The organism is Bacteroides helcogenes P 36-108, from assembly GCF_000186225.1.
GTDB lineage: Bacteria > Bacteroidota > Bacteroidia > Bacteroidales > Bacteroidaceae > Bacteroides > Bacteroides helcogenes.
The window spans coordinates 3,257,547-3,277,892 of record NC_014933.1 but is presented as its reverse complement, the minus strand read 5'-3'; the positions used below and the strand labels follow the sequence as shown (position 1 = coordinate 3,277,892).

The 20,346-nt window shown below is 48.8% G+C and carries 15 protein-coding genes, 3 tRNA genes and 1 pseudogene; 10 read left to right on the top strand and 9 right to left on the bottom strand.

What is annotated here, in order from left to right:
* Positions 1-203: 203 nt before the first annotated feature.
* The 3 genes from BACHE_RS13525 (at position 204) to BACHE_RS13515 (ending at position 457) form a co-directional block, all read left to right on the top strand.
* A tRNA-Ser gene (locus BACHE_RS13525) sits at positions 204-290 on the top strand.
* Between the two features lie 6 nt (positions 291-296).
* A tRNA-Lys gene (locus BACHE_RS13520) sits at positions 297-369 on the top strand.
* A 13-nt stretch (positions 370-382) separates the two neighbouring features.
* Positions 383-457: transfer RNA gene (locus BACHE_RS13515), tRNA-Glu, on the top strand.
* Between the two features lie 302 nt (positions 458-759).
* Here the strand turns inward: BACHE_RS13515 and BACHE_RS13510 are convergent.
* Together BACHE_RS13510 and BACHE_RS13505 are read right to left on the bottom strand one after the other, a co-directional pair.
* The gene (locus BACHE_RS13510; RefSeq protein WP_013548270.1) at positions 760-2,487 is read right to left on the bottom strand and encodes a DUF4906 domain-containing protein; all 1,728 of its coding nucleotides are present in this window, start codon (positions 2,485-2,487) and stop codon (positions 760-762) included.
* Between the two features lie 56 nt (positions 2,488-2,543).
* Positions 2,544-3,491: a FimB/Mfa2 family fimbrial subunit gene (locus BACHE_RS13505; protein WP_013548269.1), complete on the bottom strand. Its 948-nt coding sequence runs from the start codon at positions 3,489-3,491 to the stop codon at positions 2,544-2,546.
* A gap of 13 nt (positions 3,492-3,504) precedes the next feature.
* Between BACHE_RS13505 and BACHE_RS17145 the strand changes: the two are divergent.
* From BACHE_RS17145 to BACHE_RS13475, 7 genes and pseudogenes are all read left to right on the top strand, one after another.
* Positions 3,505-3,917, top strand: a pseudogene (locus BACHE_RS17145) (N-acetylmuramoyl-L-alanine amidase).
* Positions 3,918-3,993: 76 nt separating this feature from the next.
* Positions 3,994-4,401 carry a hypothetical protein gene (locus BACHE_RS13500; protein WP_013548268.1) on the top strand — a complete coding sequence of 136 codons (408 nt, stop codon included), beginning with the start codon at positions 3,994-3,996 and terminating at the stop codon, positions 4,399-4,401.
* An 87-nt stretch (positions 4,402-4,488) separates the two neighbouring features.
* On the top strand, positions 4,489-5,133 hold the full coding sequence (locus BACHE_RS13495; protein WP_013548267.1) for a DedA family protein: 645 nt from the start codon (positions 4,489-4,491) through the stop codon (positions 5,131-5,133).
* Positions 5,134-5,176: 43 nt separating this feature from the next.
* Complete coding sequence (locus BACHE_RS13490; RefSeq protein WP_013548266.1) at positions 5,177-5,824, top strand: DUF47 domain-containing protein; 648 nt, start codon at positions 5,177-5,179, stop codon at positions 5,822-5,824.
* Between the two features lie 14 nt (positions 5,825-5,838).
* Complete coding sequence (locus BACHE_RS13485; RefSeq protein ID WP_013548265.1) at positions 5,839-6,855, top strand: inorganic phosphate transporter; 1,017 nt, start codon at positions 5,839-5,841, stop codon at positions 6,853-6,855.
* 53 nt (positions 6,856-6,908) lie between these two features.
* Entirely contained in the window at positions 6,909-8,573 is a 1,665-nt protein-coding gene (locus BACHE_RS13480) for a putative transporter (protein WP_013548264.1), read from the top strand.
* Between the two features lie 54 nt (positions 8,574-8,627).
* A complete protein-coding gene (locus BACHE_RS13475; RefSeq protein WP_013548263.1) occupies positions 8,628-10,616 on the top strand; it encodes a fructose-1,6-bisphosphatase in 1,989 nt (662 codons plus the stop codon).
* 69 nt (positions 10,617-10,685) lie between these two features.
* Here the strand turns inward: BACHE_RS13475 and BACHE_RS13470 are convergent, their stop codons facing one another.
* The 7 genes from BACHE_RS13470 to BACHE_RS13440 form a co-directional block, all read right to left on the bottom strand.
* Positions 10,686-11,924, bottom strand: coding sequence for an LA_2272 family surface repeat-containing protein (locus BACHE_RS13470; protein WP_013548262.1), 1,239 nt, complete (start codon positions 11,922-11,924; stop codon positions 10,686-10,688).
* A 16-nt stretch (positions 11,925-11,940) separates the two neighbouring features.
* On the bottom strand, positions 11,941-13,599 hold the full coding sequence (locus BACHE_RS13465) for a long-chain fatty acid--CoA ligase (RefSeq protein WP_013548261.1): 1,659 nt from the start codon (positions 13,597-13,599) through the stop codon (positions 11,941-11,943).
* 69 nt (positions 13,600-13,668) lie between these two features.
* The gene (locus tag BACHE_RS13460; protein ID WP_013548260.1) at positions 13,669-14,739 is read right to left on the bottom strand and encodes a GDP-L-fucose synthase family protein; all 1,071 of its coding nucleotides are present in this window, start codon (positions 14,737-14,739) and stop codon (positions 13,669-13,671) included.
* 376 nt (positions 14,740-15,115) lie between these two features.
* Complete coding sequence (gene gmd, locus BACHE_RS13455) at positions 15,116-16,213, bottom strand: GDP-mannose 4,6-dehydratase (protein ID WP_013548259.1); 1,098 nt, start codon at positions 16,211-16,213, stop codon at positions 15,116-15,118.
* 645 nt (positions 16,214-16,858) lie between these two features.
* Positions 16,859-17,377 (bottom strand): HU family DNA-binding protein, encoded by a 519-nt coding sequence (locus BACHE_RS13450; protein ID WP_013548258.1) that lies wholly within the window; start codon positions 17,375-17,377, stop codon positions 16,859-16,861.
* Positions 17,378-17,857: 480 nt separating this feature from the next.
* Positions 17,858-19,852 carry a hypothetical protein gene (locus tag BACHE_RS13445; RefSeq protein ID WP_041579427.1) on the bottom strand — a complete coding sequence of 665 codons (1,995 nt, stop codon included), beginning with the start codon at positions 19,850-19,852 and terminating at the stop codon, positions 17,858-17,860.
* Positions 19,849-20,046 (bottom strand): hypothetical protein, encoded by a 198-nt coding sequence (locus BACHE_RS13440; protein ID WP_013548255.1) that lies wholly within the window; start codon positions 20,044-20,046, stop codon positions 19,849-19,851. Before BACHE_RS13440 ends, BACHE_RS13445 begins: the two co-directional genes overlap by 4 nt.
* Positions 20,047-20,346 lie beyond the last annotated feature (300 nt).

Sequence of the window (20,346 nt, the reverse complement as noted above, 5' to 3'; positions counted from 1 at the left end):
AGTTACGGAAAAGGATGGGGAAGAATGGTTGATATAAGTCAAATAAATAACTTGTATTTTTTTTCTCTATTATGTTTTGAGTGTTAATGTGTTATCTTCATTTGACGAAAAACACTGAAAAAAATATTATAGAAAGATTTGCACAGTCCAAAAGTTTGCCATACATTTGCACCGCATTTGAGAAGAAATGCTGGTTACAAAAAGGAAGTTTGGGTGAGTGGCTGAAACCACCAGTTTGCTAAACTGACGTACGGGTAACCGTACCGGGGGTTCGAATCCCCCAGCTTCCGCAAGTTGCACTCTTAGCTCAGTTGGTAGAGCAACTGACTCTTAATCAGTGGGTCCAGGGTTCGAATCCCTGAGGGTGTACAAAGAATGCGATGGTGGGTTCATCTAATGGTTAGGATACATGCCTCTCACGCATGACATACGGGTTCGATTCCCGTACCCACTACCAATGAGAAAAACAAGAAGCGGTTATCTGTTAAAAAGATAATCGCTTTTTTGTTTTTCTCATTTTCTGCTTTGTTACACTTTTCAGCAAAGTATTCTTATTGTAGAGCGTCTAATAAAAAGCAGACAGTTTACATTCGGACACACCGCACTGTGAATGCATGTTTTCGCAGGGTTGGTGATCTGGTTACGGTAGAATGTGTAAAAGCCATATAGTACGCTTTTTGTATATCAGTACTCGCACTACTGCTCCAGTAGAGACTGCTTGTACCAACTGGCTTAATGTACCGACACCTTTACTCTGATCTAATAATCCCATACACACCGCACCACGAATGCGTCATGCCGATAATAGCAGCGAGCGAACACACCGCCGATTGACGGTTGAAGAAAGTCCATGCGCCATGCGTTAATAATCCCCGTGCTACTGCTCCAATAGAAGCCTTCTGGGCCGGGGAGCTTCAAATTTCCACTATAAATACCCCGATAGCCAGACGCGGGAAAGCGTACAATACTGCCATCGGAAATGTAAGTCCAATAACTACTTGTTATCAAGGCGGTTCCTTCGTTGTTTGTAGGAGGAGCGTTATTGAAATTTCCACTGTGGGTATATTGGTTACCCTCTCCGAATTCTTTCGAGGTGGGCATGCGCCAATTGCCCGCCACAGCACCGGTCTTGCTCAGATACTTACAAATGTCTCCCTTGTAGGCCTGATAAAAGGCATCGGTGTTGCGGGCATTGTCGTTAAGATAGGTATTTCCTCGGTCATTAGTGCTGGCCAAATTTTCGTCCTTAAAGCAATAGATGTTATCGTAGTTGTATGTCTTTAGGGTCCATGTACTGCTTGTGGGAGAAGTGGCGTTGTAGGTGGGGATAAAGCATGAAATATCGCCTGTCGTTATTATGCCAATCAGTGATCCCCATTTGAAGAATACCCCTTGCTTCAGGTCCGAGTTCCCGGACACTGTTTCGTCGAACGTCAGCTTGCTGCCATCCCAATAGATATTACTGCCTGCCCATACCGTACCGCTTTTTTCGTATATTACTCGCGTGTCGGTGGTGGTGGGCTTCAGTACTATATTGTAAGTGTAGGCACAGTTGCGCTTGATGTTGAAGTTGGCGGTGTTGGTGGCGCCGAGGTATATTTTCCAAGACAATTTTTTGTAACCGAGTGCTTTGCCGTTGATCACCACGTAGGCGGCGGAATCGGCTGGGATTCCGGGAACCTTTGCCTTTCCCTTGTCTTTCTGGTCGGTAATGGAAGAATTTATCCCCGGCCGGTTCTCGAACATGTGGAATGTGATTCTTGTGTTTGTGGCGGAAGATGGGGTAAGAACCCCACTATTTGTCCAGTCCACAGGGATGGCAGGCCTTACGGCATCACCCGCACGGCTGGTTTGTGTATCCGAAGTGCTTGTTTCAGTGTCCAGAGGACGCAGAACGTAGTACGCTTTCCGGGGAATCCCGTAAATGCGGTAATTGTCGATGGTGATTCCGAAGCCGGGTGCAACAGTCACATTCAGTGTCACTTTTGCCGTCATGCGGGTCACCGTCAGTCCACCGGACAGAGTGCTTGTTCCTGCGGCAATCGTCACGTTTGTCTTGCTTCCCGTCATGGGCAGAGTGTTTCCCTCCGTCAGCTCATTCCACGAAGATATTGAACGGGTCAGTTTTTTCAGGTAGTTCTCCGAATGGATGTCATAGTGGTTGAATAGGTCGGAGTTTCCCGTATTGGCTATGGCATATATGGTGCAGCCAGTGGTGCTGCGGGTATTCACCGTAGCAGTGCTTCCCGTGGTATATTTTTGTCCGATCAGTTCGCCGTTGCTGTTGTATATAAGAATATGCAGGTCATTAATGACATTCTCATTCATGGTGCGTGTTGCGGCATCCGTCTGATTTCTGTTTTCTACATGCAAACGTAAGATGGCTGGTTTCTCCTCATAGGGCTCTTCAGGCACATCATACTCTTGCATACAGGAAATTAAAGAAGCGGATGCTGATAACAGCATAATTTTTAAAAAAGTTGGCATAATTCCCTTATTTGCTTATTATTTTCTATTCTTCATTTTCCAAACTTCTTTTTCTCCTACATTTCGATGTCTTGCCGAACATCTCCCCACGGTAACACTGTTATTTTTACCGAGGGATGGATATTGCGGAAGTCAATGTCTATGTTCGTCTGCCTGCCCGGAGGGGCATATAGTGGCTTGAAGTTGTTGTCCTCGGTCACGGTGCACAGCTTCCGCCCGTTGGCTGCATAAATGTCTATCTCGATGTGTCCATTGCCTGGAATGATGCGAAAGGACTGGGTATGCAGGTTTCCGGCCTTGTCAGTAATGACGGAAGGCGAATATTGGGCTTCCTCCCGCACTTCTCCGGCAAAGTTTATCTCGCTTCCGGAACCGCGCAGCATAAGACACCGCCTCCCACCTCCCTCCAGTTCATTTTTTCCGTACGGATAGCATTCGGCCAGATTGTGTGTGTGTATGCTTACGCCAGCCGCCACGCGTTCCATGGTTAGAGTAATACTTTCCTCCCGCATGCTGCGTGTCTGGACAGCAGAGGCGTCATCCACTTTATGGGTGGTTCCGTCCAGCTCTTTGTGGTCATAGAAGAGGTCGGTCATGGGCAGGTGCGTTCTGTCGGCATATTGTTTCACAGTCAGCTTTGCCTCCTTTAGTGAAGTGCCTACGGCTATTTCCGGTGTTATCAGAGTGTCGGCCTTGGCATTACCCCACGCCACGAGCGTGAGCTTTTCGCTTTTCCCGTGCCCGAATAGATAGTCCGTAGATATCCCGACGGGGATCATGCGTATGAAGCCTCTTTTACCGAACAGATAGACGTCCGTTTTTTGCAACACTTCACTTGTAACAAGGTTGTTCCCTTCAACGTCCACTACCTTTACCTTGATGGCGTACTGCACGCAGTCTTCTGTGTTCTCACGCACGCAAGAGACATGCAGAAGGATAAGCGCGAACAGCAGGCAAAGCCGTGCGGGAATGGCGGACGATGTTTTTTGGAAAAATATAGTCATTACTTTTATTTGTATGAGTCTTCTTAATGTTGTCCATTGTTCCGCAATCCGTTGTGATCGTTGCTATACGGAACACGACCTGACAACAGACCACCTGCGCCGGGTCCTCCGGTGCAGGTTACCACTTCTATATCCGCAAGAATGGGGATATAAAGTCTTTGAGATCAGTAGAAAAGCTCGATGCGCATGCCCGTGGTTACAATGCAAACAGCATCGGTATCTGTTATGAAGGAGGCTTGGACAAATATGGGCGCGCTGCCGATACGTGTACTGCTTTCCGAAAACATTCTCTGCGGGTACTTGTGATGTTGTTGCTGAGAGACTATCCCCATTCCTGTTTTTGTAGTTATTATGACCTCAGCCGGACTTAATCATAAAAGAGAGATAGAACCGAAACCAATACCGTCGAATCCGGTTTATCTGTAAGTTGGGGAGATGATCATTAAAATAAATCTTTAATGCATTCTTCTCTTAAAAAATACTTTCTATCTTTGTCGCTGCTATGGTGAAGTATATCTTTTATATATTGTTAGGTATATTCCTTATATCGGTAGTATCAACTTCCGATGACATGAAGGAATATAAGATGCCACATGCCATAGGTGCACAATATAGCTTCGAGCATTTGCACTCTTTGTCAAAAACAGACTTCAAGCACCGGGATGGAGTGCATAGCGGATATTATAGCTGTAAAGCGGAGAATGCCAATATTGGGAATTTATTTTCGTTTCATTGTATCGCCCCTACGAAAATATTGAGAAATAATGCGGCTTTCAATGCTATCAGATTTGTGAAATGTTTGAAGATTCTGCTTCCCGAAGACAAAACACCCTCTTTTCCTTTTACTATAAATTCTTTCAAGTTTTCTTGCCGATATTACGTCTATACACTGAGGCGTATTCTTATCTAATTTCATATTTTCCTTTTTTCTCGGAAAGACTCCTGTCTTTTCGCGAATGCTTTTATCTCTATTTAAATCACTGATAAATAATATATAATGGATTTTCTGTTGGATTTTATTCTCCATATCGATCAGTATATGATCGGTATTGTGCAAGAATATAATACTTGGACTTATGTCATTCTGTTTTTGATTATATTCTGTGAAACCGGGTTGGTAATCACACCTTTCCTTCCGGGAGATTCTTTGCTTTTTGTGGCAGGAACTATTGCGGCATTACCAAATATGCCTCTCGAAATCAATGTCTTGGTTGTTATTCTGTTTGCAGCGGCCGTATTGGGAGATTCCTGTAATTACATGGCGGGACATTTTCTGGGAAATAGCTTGTTCAGCAATCCCAGTTCTAAAGTATTCAAGCAAAGTCATCTTGAGAAGACACATGAGTTTTATAAAAAATATGGTGGCAAAACAATTGTTATCGCACGTTTTGTGCCTGTCGTCCGCACATTTGCTCCGTTTGTGGCTGGAATGGGCAAGATGCACTATTCTAATTTCATGTTGTACAATCTGATAGGTGGAGGGCTTTGGATTGCTTTTTTCTGCTATGCTGGATATTTCTTTGGTGATCTTCCATTTGTTCAGGACAATTTGAAGTTGCTGGTAGTTGCTATCATAGTGGTGTCTGCACTGCCTGCTTTAATAGAAGTGATTCGTGCTCTATTGCATACTGTAAACAAATAACAATAACTTAAAATGCATACATTAACTTAAAATGCATACATTTATGAAGAATTCTTTTTTTAGTCGGTTTACTCCCAAAGAACCTAAGTTTTTTCCTTTATTGAAACAGTTGTCTGAAATATTGCTTGCCTCATCGGTTGTTTTGGTAGAAAGTCTGGAACATGACCTGCCAGAAGAAAGAGCCGATTATTACAGGCGTATCAAGGATATGGAACGTGAAGGAGATAAGCTTGCCCACTTGATTCTGGATGAACTTGGTACTACTTTTATTACCCCTTTTGACCGTGAGGATATTCATGCTCTTGCTTCGAGCATAGATGATGTGATTGATGGAATAAACAGTTGTGCAAAGCGCATTACGATTTATAATCCACATTCTGTCTCCGGAAGTGGAAAAGAGCTGAGCCGTATGATTCAGCAGGAGGCAGAGTATATTGTCAGGGCTATGGATGAGCTTGAAACTTTCCGGAAGACGCCAGGGGCTTTACGCGGATATTGTTTGAAAATGCATGATATAGAGAACCGGGCGGATGATATCTATGAATTCTTTATCACTAAACTTTTTGAAGAAGAAAAAGATTGCATAGAGCTTATTAAAGCCAAGGAGATTGTGCATGAACTTGAAAAAACGACTGATGCTGCGGAGCATGTGGGCAAGATATTGAGAAGTTTGATTGTAAAATATGCATAAATCGGGTAGGACACATGGAATTATTAGTGATAATCATTATATTGGCTTTGATATTTGATTATATCAATGGCTTTCATGATGCTGCGAATTCGATAGCAACCATTGTATCTACCAAGGTACTGACCCCCTTTCAAGCAGTGATATGGGCTGCATTCTTTAATTTTGTAGCATTTTTCATAGCTAAATGCATCATCGGAGGCTTTGGCATAGCTAATACTGTTTCGAAAACGGTAGTGGAGCAATACATCACATTGCCTATTATTCTTTCGGGTGTGATTGCTGCCATTACCTGGAATCTGTTTACATGGTGGAAGGGTATCCCTTCTTCTTCTTCGCATACACTTATCGGAGGTTTTGCCGGGGCAGCAATTATGGTTCATGGCTTTGAAGCCATTCAGCTTAATATCATTCTGAAGATTGCCGTTTTCATTTTTCTTGCTCCATTGATAGGTATGGTCATTGCCTTCGGATTTACCTTGCTGGTGCTTTACATCTGTAAGCGTACACATCCTCATACTGCTGATGTATGGTTCAAGAGGTTGCAGCTTGTTTCTTCGGCTTTGTTTAGCATTGGGCATGGCCTGAATGATTCCCAAAAAGTGATGGGAATCATTGCCGCTGCTATGATAGCGGGGCATTCTCAAGGTTTGGGTATGGGAATAAACAGTATCAATGATTTGCCTGACTGGGTGGCATTCTCTTGTTTCACAGCCATTTCATTAGGCACGATGTCCGGAGGGTGGAAGATTGTGAAGACGATGGGAACTAAAATAACCAAAGTGACCCCGTTGGAAGGAGTGATAGCGGAGACAGCCGGCGCATTTACTTTATATATCACGGAATATCTGAAGATTCCGGTGAGTACGACACACACCATTACAGGAGCTATTATCGGAGTAGGAGCTACCAAACGGCTTTCGGCTGTGCGCTGGGGAGTGACGAAAAGTTTGATGACAGCTTGGATACTGACTATTCCGGTCAGTGGATTGTTGGCGGCGGGAGTTTATTTCATTGTCTCCTTTTTCTTGTGATATCCGCAGATACTTTCTATCTTTGCAGCCTGAAACTATAAATTGGATACGCTTTGGATTGGCTGTATAGTTTGTTTGTTGAGCATTCCGCTTTGCAGGCGGTGGTAGTGCTTTCGTTGATTTCCGCCATCGGATTGGGGCTGGGAAAAGTTCATATTTGCGGTATTTCTTTGGGAGTGACGTTCGTGTTTTTTGCCGGTATTATTGCCGGTCATTTCGGATTATCCATTGATCCGCAAATGCTGAACTATGCGGAAAGCTTTGGGTTGATTATTTTTGTATATGCATTGGGCCTGCAGGTGGGACCGGGCTTTTTCAGTTCTTTCCGCAGTGGCGGGGTGAGGCTGAATATGCTGGCTCTGGGTGTTGTGCTGACAGGTACGTTGATGACAGTATTTGGAAGTTATGCATTAGGTATTTCCCTGCCGGATATGGTGGGAATTCTTTGTGGAGCCACAACCAATACGCCGGCCCTTGGTGCAGCGCAGCAAACATTGAAACAAATGGGCTTGGAATCCAGTACTCCGGCATTGGGGTGCGCAGTGGCTTATCCGTTAGGAGTGGTCGGAGTGATTTTGGCGGTGCTGATTATCCGCAAGGTATTGGCACGAAAGGAAGATTTGGAGAAGAAAGAGAAGGATGATGCGAACAAGACATATATTGCCGCATTTCAGGTGCACAATCCTGCGGTTTTTAATAAGAGCATTAAGGAGATAGGCGGATTGAACTATCCTAAGTTTGTGATTTCCCGTTTATGGCGGGATGGAAATGTCAGCATACCTACTTCCGAGAAAGTGATAAAGGAAGGTGACCGCCTTTTGGTAGTAACTTCAGAAAAGTATGCTCCGGCCTTGACCGTGCTTTTCGGTGAACAGGAACATACGGACTGGAATAAAGAAGATATAGATTGGAATGCCATAGACAGCCAGTTGATTTCACAACGTATCGTGGTGACCCGTCCCGAACTGAACGGTAAGAAACTGGGGGCTCTCCATTTGCGTAATCACTATGGCATCAATATCAGTAGGGTATATCGCAGTGGTGTGCAACTGCTGGCTACGGCAGAGCTCACTTTACAATTGGGAGACCGGTTGACGGTGGTAGGTGAAGCGGCTGCTATACAGAATGTGGAGAAAGTGCTGGGCAACGCTGTCAAGAGTCTGAAAGAGCCGAATTTAGTGGCAGTGTTTGTAGGTATTATCTTGGGATTGGCTTTGGGAGCTATACCTATTTCCATTCCGGGCATCAGTGCTCCTGTGAAGTTGGGATTGGCAGGCGGACCGATTATTGTGGGAATTCTTATCGGTACGTTCGGCCCGAGGATGCACATGGTTACTTATACCACACGTAGCGCAAACCTGATGCTTCGAGCGTTGGGGCTGTCTCTTTATCTGGCATGCCTCGGACTGGATGCCGGGGCTCATTTCTTTGCCACTGTATTTCGTCCGGAAGGGTTGCTGTGGATCGGTGCGGGTTTCGTGTTGACAGTGGTTCCTGTTTTGATTATAGGAATTATTGCCTTTAAATGGATGAAGGTGGACTTCGGTACAATGGCAGGCATGTTATGCGGAAGTATGGCAAATCCTATGGCGTTGAATTATGCCAACGATACCATTCCGGGAGATAATCCATCAGTGGCTTATGCTACAGTTTATCCGTTGTGTATGTTTCTGCGTGTAATTATAGCACAAGTGTTGCTGATGTTTTTATTGGGTTGAGGACTGAGGGTGGAAAAACAGATGAATCATAAATTATAAATCAATAATCATATCATGGGAAATACAACTCCGGAAACTATTGCAAATGACCTACGTTATTTACAATTATTGTCACGCAGCTTTCCTACTATAGCAGATGCCAGTACGGAAATTATCAATCTGGAAGCGATCTTGAACCTGCCGAAAGGTACGGAGCATTTTTTGACCGATATTCATGGTGAATACGAAGCTTTTCAGCATGTCCTGAAAAACGCGTCAGGTGCGGTGAAGCGTAAAGTGAATGAAATTTTCGGCCATACGCTGCGTGAAAGCGAAAAGAAGGAACTCTGTACGTTGATTTACTATCCGGAAGAAAAGTTGCAACTGATAAAGGAACAGGAAACAGATTTGGATGATTGGTATCTGATAACTTTGAACCAGTTGGTAAAAGTCTGCCAGAATGTTTCTTCCAAATATACCCGTTCCAAAGTGCGCAAGGCACTTCCGGCGGAATTCTCGTATATCATCCAGGAATTGTTGCACGAATCGACCATCGAACCAAATAAGCATGCATATATTAATGTCATTATCAGCACTATCATAACAACGAAACGTGCGGATGATTTCATTGTGGCGATGTGCAACCTTATCCAACGCCTGACAATTGATTCTTTGCATATCGTGGGTGATATTTACGACCGTGGACCGGGAGCACATATTATTATGGATACGCTTTGTGATTATCATAATTTCGATATCCAGTGGGGCAACCATGATATCCTGTGGATGGGCGCGGCTTCGGGCAATGACGCTTGCATTGCCAATGTAATCCGTATGTCTCTGCGCTATGCCAATCTGGCCACTCTGGAAGATGGATACGGCATTAATCTGCTGCCACTCGCTACATTTGCGATGGATACTTATGCCGATGATCCCTGTACCATTTTTGCACCGAAAATGAATTTTGCCGATGCAGAATATAATGACAAGACCCTGCGCCTGATTACACAGATGCACAAGGCCATTACGGTCATTCAACTTAAATTAGAAGCGGAAATCATCAGCCGACGTCCGGATTTCAACATGGAGGATCGTAAACTGCTGCATAATATCAATTTTGAGCGTGGTGTGTATGTATGTGATGGGAAGGAATACGCACTGCTCGACACCAATTTCCCGACCGTTGATCCTGCCGATCCATATCGCTTGACAGATGAGGAGCGTGAATTGGTGAACAGAATCCACACCTCATTCATGAACAGTGAGAAACTGAAGAAACACATGCGTTGCCTGTTCACGTATGGGGGCATGTATCTGGTTTGCAACAGTAACCTGCTATATCATGCATCCGTTCCTCTGAATGTGGATGGCAGTTTCAAGCATGTTCGTATTGGGAAGAAGGACTATTGGGGACATAAGTTGCTGCAGAAGACGGATCAGTTGATACGTACCGCTTATTTTGAAGAGGACGGTTCTGCCGAGAAGTTGTTTGCGCTGGATTATGTATGGTATATGTGGTGCGGATCTGATGCTCCTTCCTTTGATAAGGATAAGATGGCGACATTCGAACGTTATTTTGTGGCGGACAAAAGCCTGCATAAAGAGACAAAGGGCTGTTATTACTCTTTGCGCAATGAGGCGGAAGTCTGCGACCGTATTCTTAGCGAGTTCGGTGTGGAGCCAGGGTCTCATTCACACATCATCAACGGTCATGTACCTGTAAAGACCATCAAGGGGGAGAAGCCCATCAAGGCCAATGGCAAATTGCTTGTGATTGACGGCGGCTTTTCAAAAGCCTATCAGCCTGAAACGGGGATTGCCGGCTATACTTTGGTATATCATTCACACGGTCTGCAATTAGTGCAGCATGAGCCGTTTCAAAGCCGTCAGAAAGCCATTGAGGAGGGACAGGATATCAAATCCACTACTTTTGTTGTAGAATTCAACTCCCAGCGTATGATGGTGAAAGATACTGATAAAGGTGCTGAACTCATCACCCAGATAGAAGACTTGAAGAAGTTGCTTGTGGCTTATAGAACCGGGTTTATTAAAGAGAAACAATAAGGGAAACAGTGATATAAAGGTTGAATCTGCGTATATTGCAGATTCAACCTTTATATATGCACACTCTCATCAGTATTTAAACAGCACTACTCCGCCTTCTACAATTATTCCTTTGTTGTAAGTGACTCCCTTGGTATAGTACCGGCTTCCACCATAGCCTCCGGTGAGAAAAACACCGAGGCAGTCCGTCAGTCTGTATTCCAGATTGACACGGGCTTGAAGGGCATAGAGACGGGCAGGGATGCCATAGTTCTTGTTTTTGAAGGTTTCGATGTGCTGATAGCCTAAGTCGCCGCCGATGGACAACCGTCTGTAAAGAGGCAGTTCCAAACCGGCGCGGTAAAAGATGGAGGCGGAAAACTTGTCACCGAATTCAAGGTAGTGTGTACCGCCGCCGAGAATGGTATAGAACAGATTGTTCTTGAAACGGACACCTATGTTCAGCTTGGTGGCATTGCCGCCAAAAAGCATCATTTGTACCTTGGTGTTGGGATTGGCATTCACTAATCCTAACTGAAAGCCATCCAGGCTTTCTTTGTAGTAATTGAACAGCCCGATTTGAAGTCCTTTGGCACGGACAGCCATGTTGGCAGGTGAAAGTTGCACGCCCCGTGCCGTACCGCCTGTTACATTGCCCAGTCCGGAGAGCTGAATGCCGGTCATATTCTCGGCTGTAATGTTGGCAAGTCCGGCAAGCTGCACTCCGTTGAGGTTCTTGCCCGCTACACTCAGCAGTCCCGAAGAGGACAATCCTTTGAAGTTACCGCCGGCGATGTTGGCAAGTCCTGCAAAGTGTACACCCGAAGAACCTTCTCCACTGATGTTCAGCAGTCCACCCAAGATGACGCCTTGCACATTGTTGCCGTTGATGTTTGCCAAACCGGAGATGATCGCCCCACGGGCGTTGTTCCCGGTAATCCCTACCAAGCCTGATGCAGACAGACCCATGAGATTATTACCGTTGATGTTGCTGATGCCTGCCATCTGAATGCCATGCATGCTTCCGCCTGTCATATTAGAGATTCCCGCTATTTGCAGGCCATTTACGTCCCGTCTTGTCGCTGCCCCCAGGATGTTTACTCCCAAACCATTCAGTCGATTCATGGAAGAAAATACGCCGAGGTTGAGGCAGGTGCTTCCCAGCGTATCGGTGTGCTGTGTGGCGATGTCTTTCCATAAAGACAGGTTGATACTTGCCATGCCGTGACTTGTCCGTGGCGTACGATGTCGGTTCTGTCCGGCCTCTTGGGCAAAAGTCGTCCCTGCGATGAGCAGGGACAGGAAGGCGAGTGAAAGGGTATGTTTCATATCGGAGAATGTTATGTCATCCTTTGGCTTCTTGATAGAGGAAGCGTTTAATGGATTTCTTGGGTGTCTTTTCAAATTCTTCGGGGTAGATTTTCATCTTGGAGATCTGGCTGTATGCAGGCAGTTCAACATTAAGCGCTATGCGGTTTTCCTCCATGACACGTTCTATATCGTCGTTGTTCAGTCCGTGTGCAAAGGCGTCGTCGAAGTCGGGATAGACCAGACCCACTAATTTCTCGTTTTGCTGTACGATGATGCTTTCGGCCACGTATGGCATATTGTTCAGCTTGTCTTCTATTTCTTCGGGATAGATGTTCTGTCCGCTGGGGCCGAGGAGCATGTTCTTGCTGCGTCCTTTGATGGTGACGTTGCCATCGGCGTCCATCAGGGCAAGGTCACCGGTATGCAGCCAGCCGTCCGCGTCGAGCACCTGGTCGGTGGCTTCGTCGTTCTTGTAGTAGCCTAACATCACGTTGGGACCTCGGCAGATGATTTCTCCGGGTATGTTTTCGGGGTCGGGCGAGAGGATTTTCACTTCCATGCGCGGGGCTGATTTTCCGCATGATCCGGGCTTGAAGCGGCTCCAGTCTTCGTAGCAGATGATGGGACCACACTCGGTCATGCCGTAGCCCACGGTATAGGGGAAGTCTATCATTTTGAGGAATTGCTCCACTTCCTGATTGAAGCCTGCCCCACCGATGATGACTTCTACAAAGTTGCCTCCGAAGGCGCTGACTACCTGTTCGCGGACGGTGGCTTTTATCTTGTCGTTGATGATGGGCACTTTCAGGAGCAACTTCATGGTAGGTGTTTCCAGTCTGGGCAGTACGTTTTTCTTGATGATCTTTTCGATGATGAGAGGAACGGCTACCACGAGGTTGGGTTTTACCTCGGCAAATGCCTGGAAGATGATCTTCGGGCTGGGCATGCGTGTGAGGTAGTAGATGTGGCAGCCTGCGGAGAATTCATACAGGAACTCGAATGCCAGTCCGTACATGTGTGCCATGGGCAGCATGGAGATGGTTTTGTCGCCGGCTTTCAGAGTCAGTACCTCGAAGGCGAAGGCGGTGTTGGACCATAGGCTGCGGTAGGGCAGCATCACGCCTTTGGAGTAGCTGGTGGTTCCGGACGTATAGTTGATGGCAGCCAGTTCTTCGGGGCGGTCCTGATGATAGGCGATGTGTTCCTGCCGGAAGTTCTTGGGATATTTCTTGCCGAACATTTCGTTGAGGTGCTCGCGTGCATAGTCCAATTTTTCACTTCGTGAGACGAGGATGGAGAAATCCGTCATCAGCATGATGCCTTCCAGCAGGGGCATGGCACTTTCGTTGAGGTTTTCCCATGACTGGTCGCCTACGAAAAGGAGCTTGGCTTCGGAGTGGTTCACGATATTGTGCACGTTGTCGGCCTTGAATTCGTGCAGGATGGGGACGGCAACAGCTCCGTAGGTGAGCGTGGCGAGGAATGTGACGCCCCAATGGGAGCTGTTGCGGCCGCAGAGCGCGATTTTGTCGCCCGGCTCTATTCCACTTTCTTCAAAGATGATGTGGAGCTTTTCTATTTTGCGGGCCACATCTTTGTATTGCAGGGTGGCTCCTTTGTAGTCGGTAAGGGCGTCCAGATCCCAGTTGGTCTTAATGCTGTTTTCTATATAAGCAATAAAGCTTTGTTCCATAATATTGCACATTTGGTTGAAAATTGCGCAAATATAAGGGTTTCTGTATAGAAAGCCAACTTTTCACCGCTATTTCAGATACCAGTCATACATCCGCTGTACTCCTTCTTCGATTTCCACTTTGTGATGCCAGCCCAGAGAGTGGAGTTTGGAGGGGTCGGTGAGTTTGCGCATGGTTCCGTCCGGTTTGCCGGAGTCGAAGGTGAGGCGGCCTTGATAGCCTACGGTGCTGACGATGAGTTCGGCCAGGCGGCGGATGGTGATTTCCTTGCCCGTGCCGATGTTGATGTGGCAGTTGCGTATGTCTTTGTCACCGGGGCTGAAGGTGTCTTTGAAGTCCACTTGCTCCATGACGAAGACACTGGCGTCGGCCATTTCTTCGCTCCACAGGAATTCGCGCAGGGGAGTGCCCGTACCCCACAGGCGTACTTCTTCGGGGCTGATGCCGTATTTGGCGAGGATGTTCAGAATGTCTTCCTCGCTGTTCGCACCGCCGATGCCCTCTACCGGGCGTTGGTTCAGGTCGTGGCGCACGGCTTGCCAGTCGCCTTGCTTCAGGCAGTGGGCAAGGTGTATCTTGCGTATCATGGCAGGGAGGACATGGCTGCGTTCCAGGTCGAAGTTGTCGTTGGGGCCGTAGAGGTTGGTGGGCATCACGGCGATGTAGTTTGTGCCGTATTGCAGGTTGAAGCTCTCGCACATCTTCAGCCCGGCTATCTTGGAGATGGCGTAGGGCTCGTTGGTGTATTCCAATGCGGAGGTGAGCAGGGCGTCTTCCTTCATGGGCTGTTCCGCGTCGCGCGGATAGATGCAGGTGCTGCCCAGGAAGAGGAGTTTCTTGACGTGATGGCGGAAGCTTTCGCCGATGACGTTCTGCTGTATCTGCAGATTGCGGTAGATGAAGTCGGCGCGGTAGATGCTGTTGGCCATGATGCCGCCCACGAAGGCGGCGGCGAGGAAGACGTATTCCGGTTGCTCGTTGTCGAAGAATTGGCGCACGGCCACTGCGTCGAGCAGGTCGAGTTCCTTATGCGTTTTGCCTACGAGGTTGGTATAACCTTTCTCTTGCAGGTTTTTCCAGATGGCGGAGCCTACCAGTCCGTGGTGTCCGGCCACGTATATTTTTGCGTTTCTATCCATTGTATGTTAATGTTTAAGCGGGGTGTTTCAACACATCCCCGGGTTGTTATTATTACTATTTATTCAAGTTTCGCAGTTTTCGGGAGTTAAGGCGATTTTAGGAGTTAAGGCGATTTTAGGAGTGAAGATGATTTTAGGAGTTAAGGAGTTAAGGAGTTAAGGAGTTAAGGAGTTAAGGAGTTAAGCCGATAGTCTTGTGATCTATCAACTATCATCTATCAACTAAAGAAGACTATCGGCCTTTAACTCCTCAGCCCGCTTGCGGGCGATAACTCCCTTTAACTCCCTCTAACTCCTAACTCCCTCTTCCTCTAACTCCTAATTTCTTCTCCCTCTAACTCCTAACTTCCTCCTAACTTCCTATCCCTTCTAAAAGTTACTTGCGAGCAGAAGCGGAGTCGTCGTCGAGACTTCTCAGGTGCAGTTTCTTCACGAATTTCATGTCGTGTGCCGCCATGATGCGCACCAATTCCTCAAAGGTAGTCTGCCTCGGATTCCAGCCTAACAGAGTCTTCGCCTTGGTGGGGTCGCCCAAGAGCTGCTCCACTTCGGCGGGGCGGAAGTACTTAGGATCGACTTCCACAATCACTTTTCCGGTTTTCACATCAATGCCCCGTTCGTCAGCTCCCGTGCCTTCCCAGCGCAGGTCGATGCCCACTTCGCGGAAGGCGAGGGTGGCAAACTCGCGCACGGTGTGCATCTCGCCCGTGGCGATGACGAAGTCCTCCGGCCGGTCGTGTTGCAGGATGAGCCACATGCACTCCACGTAGTCGCGGGCATAGCCCCAGTCGCGGCGTGCGTCGAGGTTGCCCAGATAGAGCTTGTCCTGAAAGCCTTGGGCGATGCGGGCGGCGGCAAGGGTTATCTTGCGGGTGACGAAAGTCTCGCCGCGGCGTTCGCTTTCGTGGTTGAAGAGGATGCCGTTCACGGCAAACATGCCGTAGCTCTCGCGGTAGTTCTTCGTAATCCAGAAGCCGTATTGCTTGGCCACTCCGTAGGGGCTGCGGGGGTAGAAGGGGGTCGTCTCCCGCTGGGGCACTTCCTGCACCTTGCCGAAGAGTTCGGAGGTGGAGGCTTGATAAATCTTTGTCTTCTTCTCCATGCCGAGGATGCGCACGGCTTCGAGCATGCGCAGGGTTCCCACGGCGTCGGTTTCGGCGGTGTATTCGGGCACGTCGAAGGACACTTTGACGTGGCTCTGCGCGGCGAGGTTGTATATCTCGTCGGGCTGCACTTGCTGGATGATGCGGATGAGGGAAGAGGAGTCCGTCATGTCGCCGTAGTGCAGGTTGATGGTGCGGCTGCGCTTCATGTCGCGCACCCACTCGTCAAAGTAGAGGTGCTCTATGCGGGCTGTATTGAAGGAGGAGGAACGGCGCAGGATGCCGTGCACTTCGTAACCTTTCTGCAAGAGGAATTCGGCGAGGAACGAACCGTCTTGTCCGGTGATGCCGGAGATAAGGGCTGTTTTCATGTTGCTTTTGTTTTTTGGGGTCATTACATTTTTCGTTGTCACGCTGCAAAAGTAGTGATTTCTTTCGGGTATTTGTATTTTCAATTATCATTTATGCGCCGGGTGCTTCTGTCGTTTATCGGTCTGTCACGATGTTATTGGGATAGAGAAGGCTCCGGGAAATGGAAAAGCTCCGGGGTATCCAAAAGATTGGTACTCCGGAGCTTCTTCCTGATTTTTGTTCTTTGCTTTTACCTTGCGTGATTTCCGCTTTCACTCTGCGTGATTTTTGCTTTCAATCTGCGTGATTTTCGCTTTCATCCTGCGTTTTTTTTGCTCTCAATCTGCATGGTTTTTGCTTTCATCCTGCGTCTTTTTTGCTCTCAATCTGCGTGATCTCTGCTTTCATCCTGCGTCTTTTTTGCTCTCACTCTGCGTGATTTCCGCTTTCAATCTGCGTGATTTTTGCTTTTACCTTGCATGATTTTTGCTTTCAATCTGCGTGATTTCCGCTTTCATCCTGCGTCTTTTTCGCTCTCAATCTGCGTGATTTCCGCTTTCAATCTGCATGATTTTTGCTTTCAATCTGCATGATTTTTGCTTTCAATCTGCATGATTTCTGATTTCAATCTGCGTGATTTTTGCTTTCATCAGCATGGTTTCCGCTTATCCCAAGGGATTTTCGTTTTCGTCTCCTGAGCCGGAACCGCCGGAACCGCTGCCGCCCGTGCCCGAGCCGCCCTGCGCCTGCGCATCCTTGTAGGCGCGGGTGGTGGCGTAGGTGAAGCCCGCGTCCACCACGCCGGCATTCTCAAAGGAGAGCCCGTCCTTCACGGCGGACATCAGCTCCTTGCTTGGGGTGAAGATGACTTTGACGTTCTTTATCATCGAGGCGGTGTTGAAGTGCTCGATGTCGTCCACGCCCGCGCTGCCGAAGGAGAGGCGGAGTGTGCCGAGTTTGCCCAGTTGCACGCTGTTGCCCTGCTGGAGCTGCGGGGGGATGCCGTCGCACACGAGGTTGAAGGCGGACTCCAGTTCGGTGGGCGCCACGGTGGTGTTTCGCGTCACGGCGCGGCACACGGTGTTCGTGTTCAGTCGGTTGGTCACTACGGGCGAGGCGTACCATTTGCCCGGTTCATTCTTCGCGTTTGGTTTGCTTTTCTTTACAAATCTGAATTTAGCCATACGGTCTTAAATTTAGGGTTAATACTGTTGTTTGGTTCTCTGTACCCCCGTCAGAAGTGCTTCTGGAGGGGGTGAAAAATACGACACGTCGGAGTTAAAAATGCGACGTGTCGCAGTTGAAAATGGAACGTGACGCATTTTTAACTCCGTCACGTCGTATTTTTAGCTCCGTCGGCATCCCGTTTTCGGGGCTGCCCGAGGTGGCGAAAATTATTTACTTCCGCCGCGGGCGGGGCTGCTGTATTTCTTTTCATCGGGTTTTCCGCATTGCATTGCTTCTGCTTTCTGCCTTTCTTTTCATCGGGTTTTCCGCATTGCATTGCTTCTGCTTTCTGTCTTTCTTTTCATCGGGCTTGCTGCGTTGCTTCGCTTCTGCTTTCTGCCTTTCTGTTCATCCAGGCTTGCGGGCGGGGCTGCTGCTTTTCTGTCTTTCTTTTCATCGGGCTTGCGGGCGGGGCAGGCATCTGCCGGGGCTTCGCTTTATTCTGAGACGGAGCACACCCCAAAGCCGAAGGAACGATAGTCGCTGAGCCGGCTGGCGCTGCCCGTGTAGAAGTACAAGTAGTACGCGTTGACCGCACCGCCGGCCGTACCACTCCAGTAGTAGCCGTACCTGCCACGGTTGCTCGCAGCAGCCCCGTAGCGAAAGCCCGCAGCGGGAAACGAGAGCGTGTTGAGGATAGCATTGCCCGTACTGCCGGCATTGCTGATGGTGTAGGTGTAGCGGCGGCCTGTGTACGTTTTGCCTGTCTTCCAGTCGATACCGTCAGGAGACAGAGAAGGAAAATCGTTATCGCATAATGCTGCTATTTCAGTAGCTTGAGTGTTACCGCCCGTGGGAAGCCGCCAACTGCCGCCAAGCTGCTTGCGGGTGATGTCGTAAGCGTCATTGCCGCAGATACTTGCCTCGGCGGTAGCGATGGCGGAAGCGTAATCACTATTGGTTTTGCTTGTCTGCAATCCCGTGGCATCACCCCATCCGAACATGTTCCATTGCGCGCCCTCGGCGCAGGCTTGGTAGCTGTCGGTAGCGCTTACGCTGATACCGGCAGGCGCGGGGTAGGTGCTTGTGGTGGGTGCTTGCGCCAGGGTCTCCTCCGGCGTGGCGATGTGGAAAGCGGTGGTGGTGGCGGCACTGCCTGCTGCATTGGTCTTGGTGGCGATGAGGTTGCCCGTGGCCCAATAGATGGGGGTGGCATTGGTGGCTGTGCTGCCGTCCTTATTGACGCCCATGTAGAGGGCTACTATCCAGTCGTTCTCATACGGCTTGCCGCCTGCGGTGGGCGTGGCTTTCAGCGTGCTGCCCGCGTCCTTGTCCGGCAAGGTCAGGGTGTGGCTGCCGGCTTCCTCTGCCGTCAGGGTGTGGAAGAACTTCACCACGCCGGGGATGCACACCCAGATGGGTTTGCCTGCGTATGCAGTGAGGTCGGCATCAAGGGCGGCACTGCCTGCGGAGATGGTGGCGCTGCCGATGGTCACCTGTTCGGCGGAGTTCGCTTCGTTGAAAGCGCCGAGTTGCAAGGGCAGGCCGTTGTAGTTGTAACCGGCGGCTGTGCCGAGGGTGGTGTGGATGGTTGTCAATTGTTGCCATGTGGCGGTGGAGGCGGTTCCGTCTATCGCGGCGGTGTAGCGCAGGCCTGCGTCGTAGGCCTTCCCGTCGGTGGCGGTCATTTCTGCCTTATAGCTCATGTCGCCCATCAGTGTCACGGTGAACTTGCCGCCCGCTTTCAGCGTCATGTCGCCGGGGAGGAAGGCGAGGTAGGCGGTGAGGTCACTCTTTGTGGCATCGAAGGTCACGAGGTGGTCGCCCGTCCGGGGGAAGGCGAGTTCGAGGCTCTCCGTACCGTTAGCGGTCTCCACGCTCCAAGTCAGCGTCTTCAGCGTGCCCACTGCGGCGGGGATGCCGCTGAGGGAGAACTTCATGATGCTGCTCTGCATCTGTAGCTCGATGTTGCCGAGGTCGGTGACGTTGAGGGCTTGCAGCAGGATGTTGCCGCGCAGGTGGGCGGTGCTGTTGTCGCCGTCCTGCGTCTGTGCGCCGAGGGCGAGGGTGGCTGCGCCGGTGGTGGCATCTATGCCCACCGTAGCGGGATAATAGACGTTGAAGGTGGTGGCATCCGTTATCTCCGTGCCCGTGAAGGGGGCTTTGACCTTGCCCGCATCCTCGGCGGCTATGGTGTAGTCCTCGCTGCCTTTGTAGGCATCGGCTTCGCCAAAGCCTGCTACTTTCAGTTGGTCGTCGGCCTGCCAGGTCAGTGCGTCGTTGTCGGCGGAGCCTGCTTTGTCGTCATCGTATGCCACGCGGGTGCTTGTGCCTGCGGCAGTGCCCACGGTGATAGTCACCTGCTTGCCGGTTCCGGCGTTGCTTCCGTTGGCGGTTCCGTCCGTCAGTGCGTCGTCGGCGGCACAGCCTGCGGCGAGTGCCACCAATGCGCTCGCGAGGAGCGCGTTCATCAGTTTCGGTGTTTTCATCATTGCTCAATGGTTAGGATGTCGTTAATCAGGTCTTCAATCTCACTGCTGCCGGCGCTGTTGCTGCGGACATTGCTCTGGATGGCACTTCCGCCGTTGCCTACTCCGGGCAGGTTGCCACTTGCCACCATTACGGCGCCTTCGTTCTCTACTTGTATCACTTCAATCAGAGGTGATACGTACTTTTCTTTCTTCATACTTCAATTGATTAATGAGTAAATATTATAGTAGTTTTTTGTACACTTGTACATACCCCTGTTCAGAAGTGTATGTAGCCAAATCTTTTTTTGGAATTGTAGCATTTGGTAATTTTTATGAAGTCTCAATATCAGATAATTAAAGTGTCCTTTAAACGTTCGTTTAATGGACAAGTAGAAACGGGCATTTACCGTCTTTTCATTATTTTTGATATAACAGAAGCCTTATGTGTTGATAAGAAAATGATTAACTGATAGAAAAAAAGAGAACTAACTGTACAAATGAAAGGAAGAAAATAC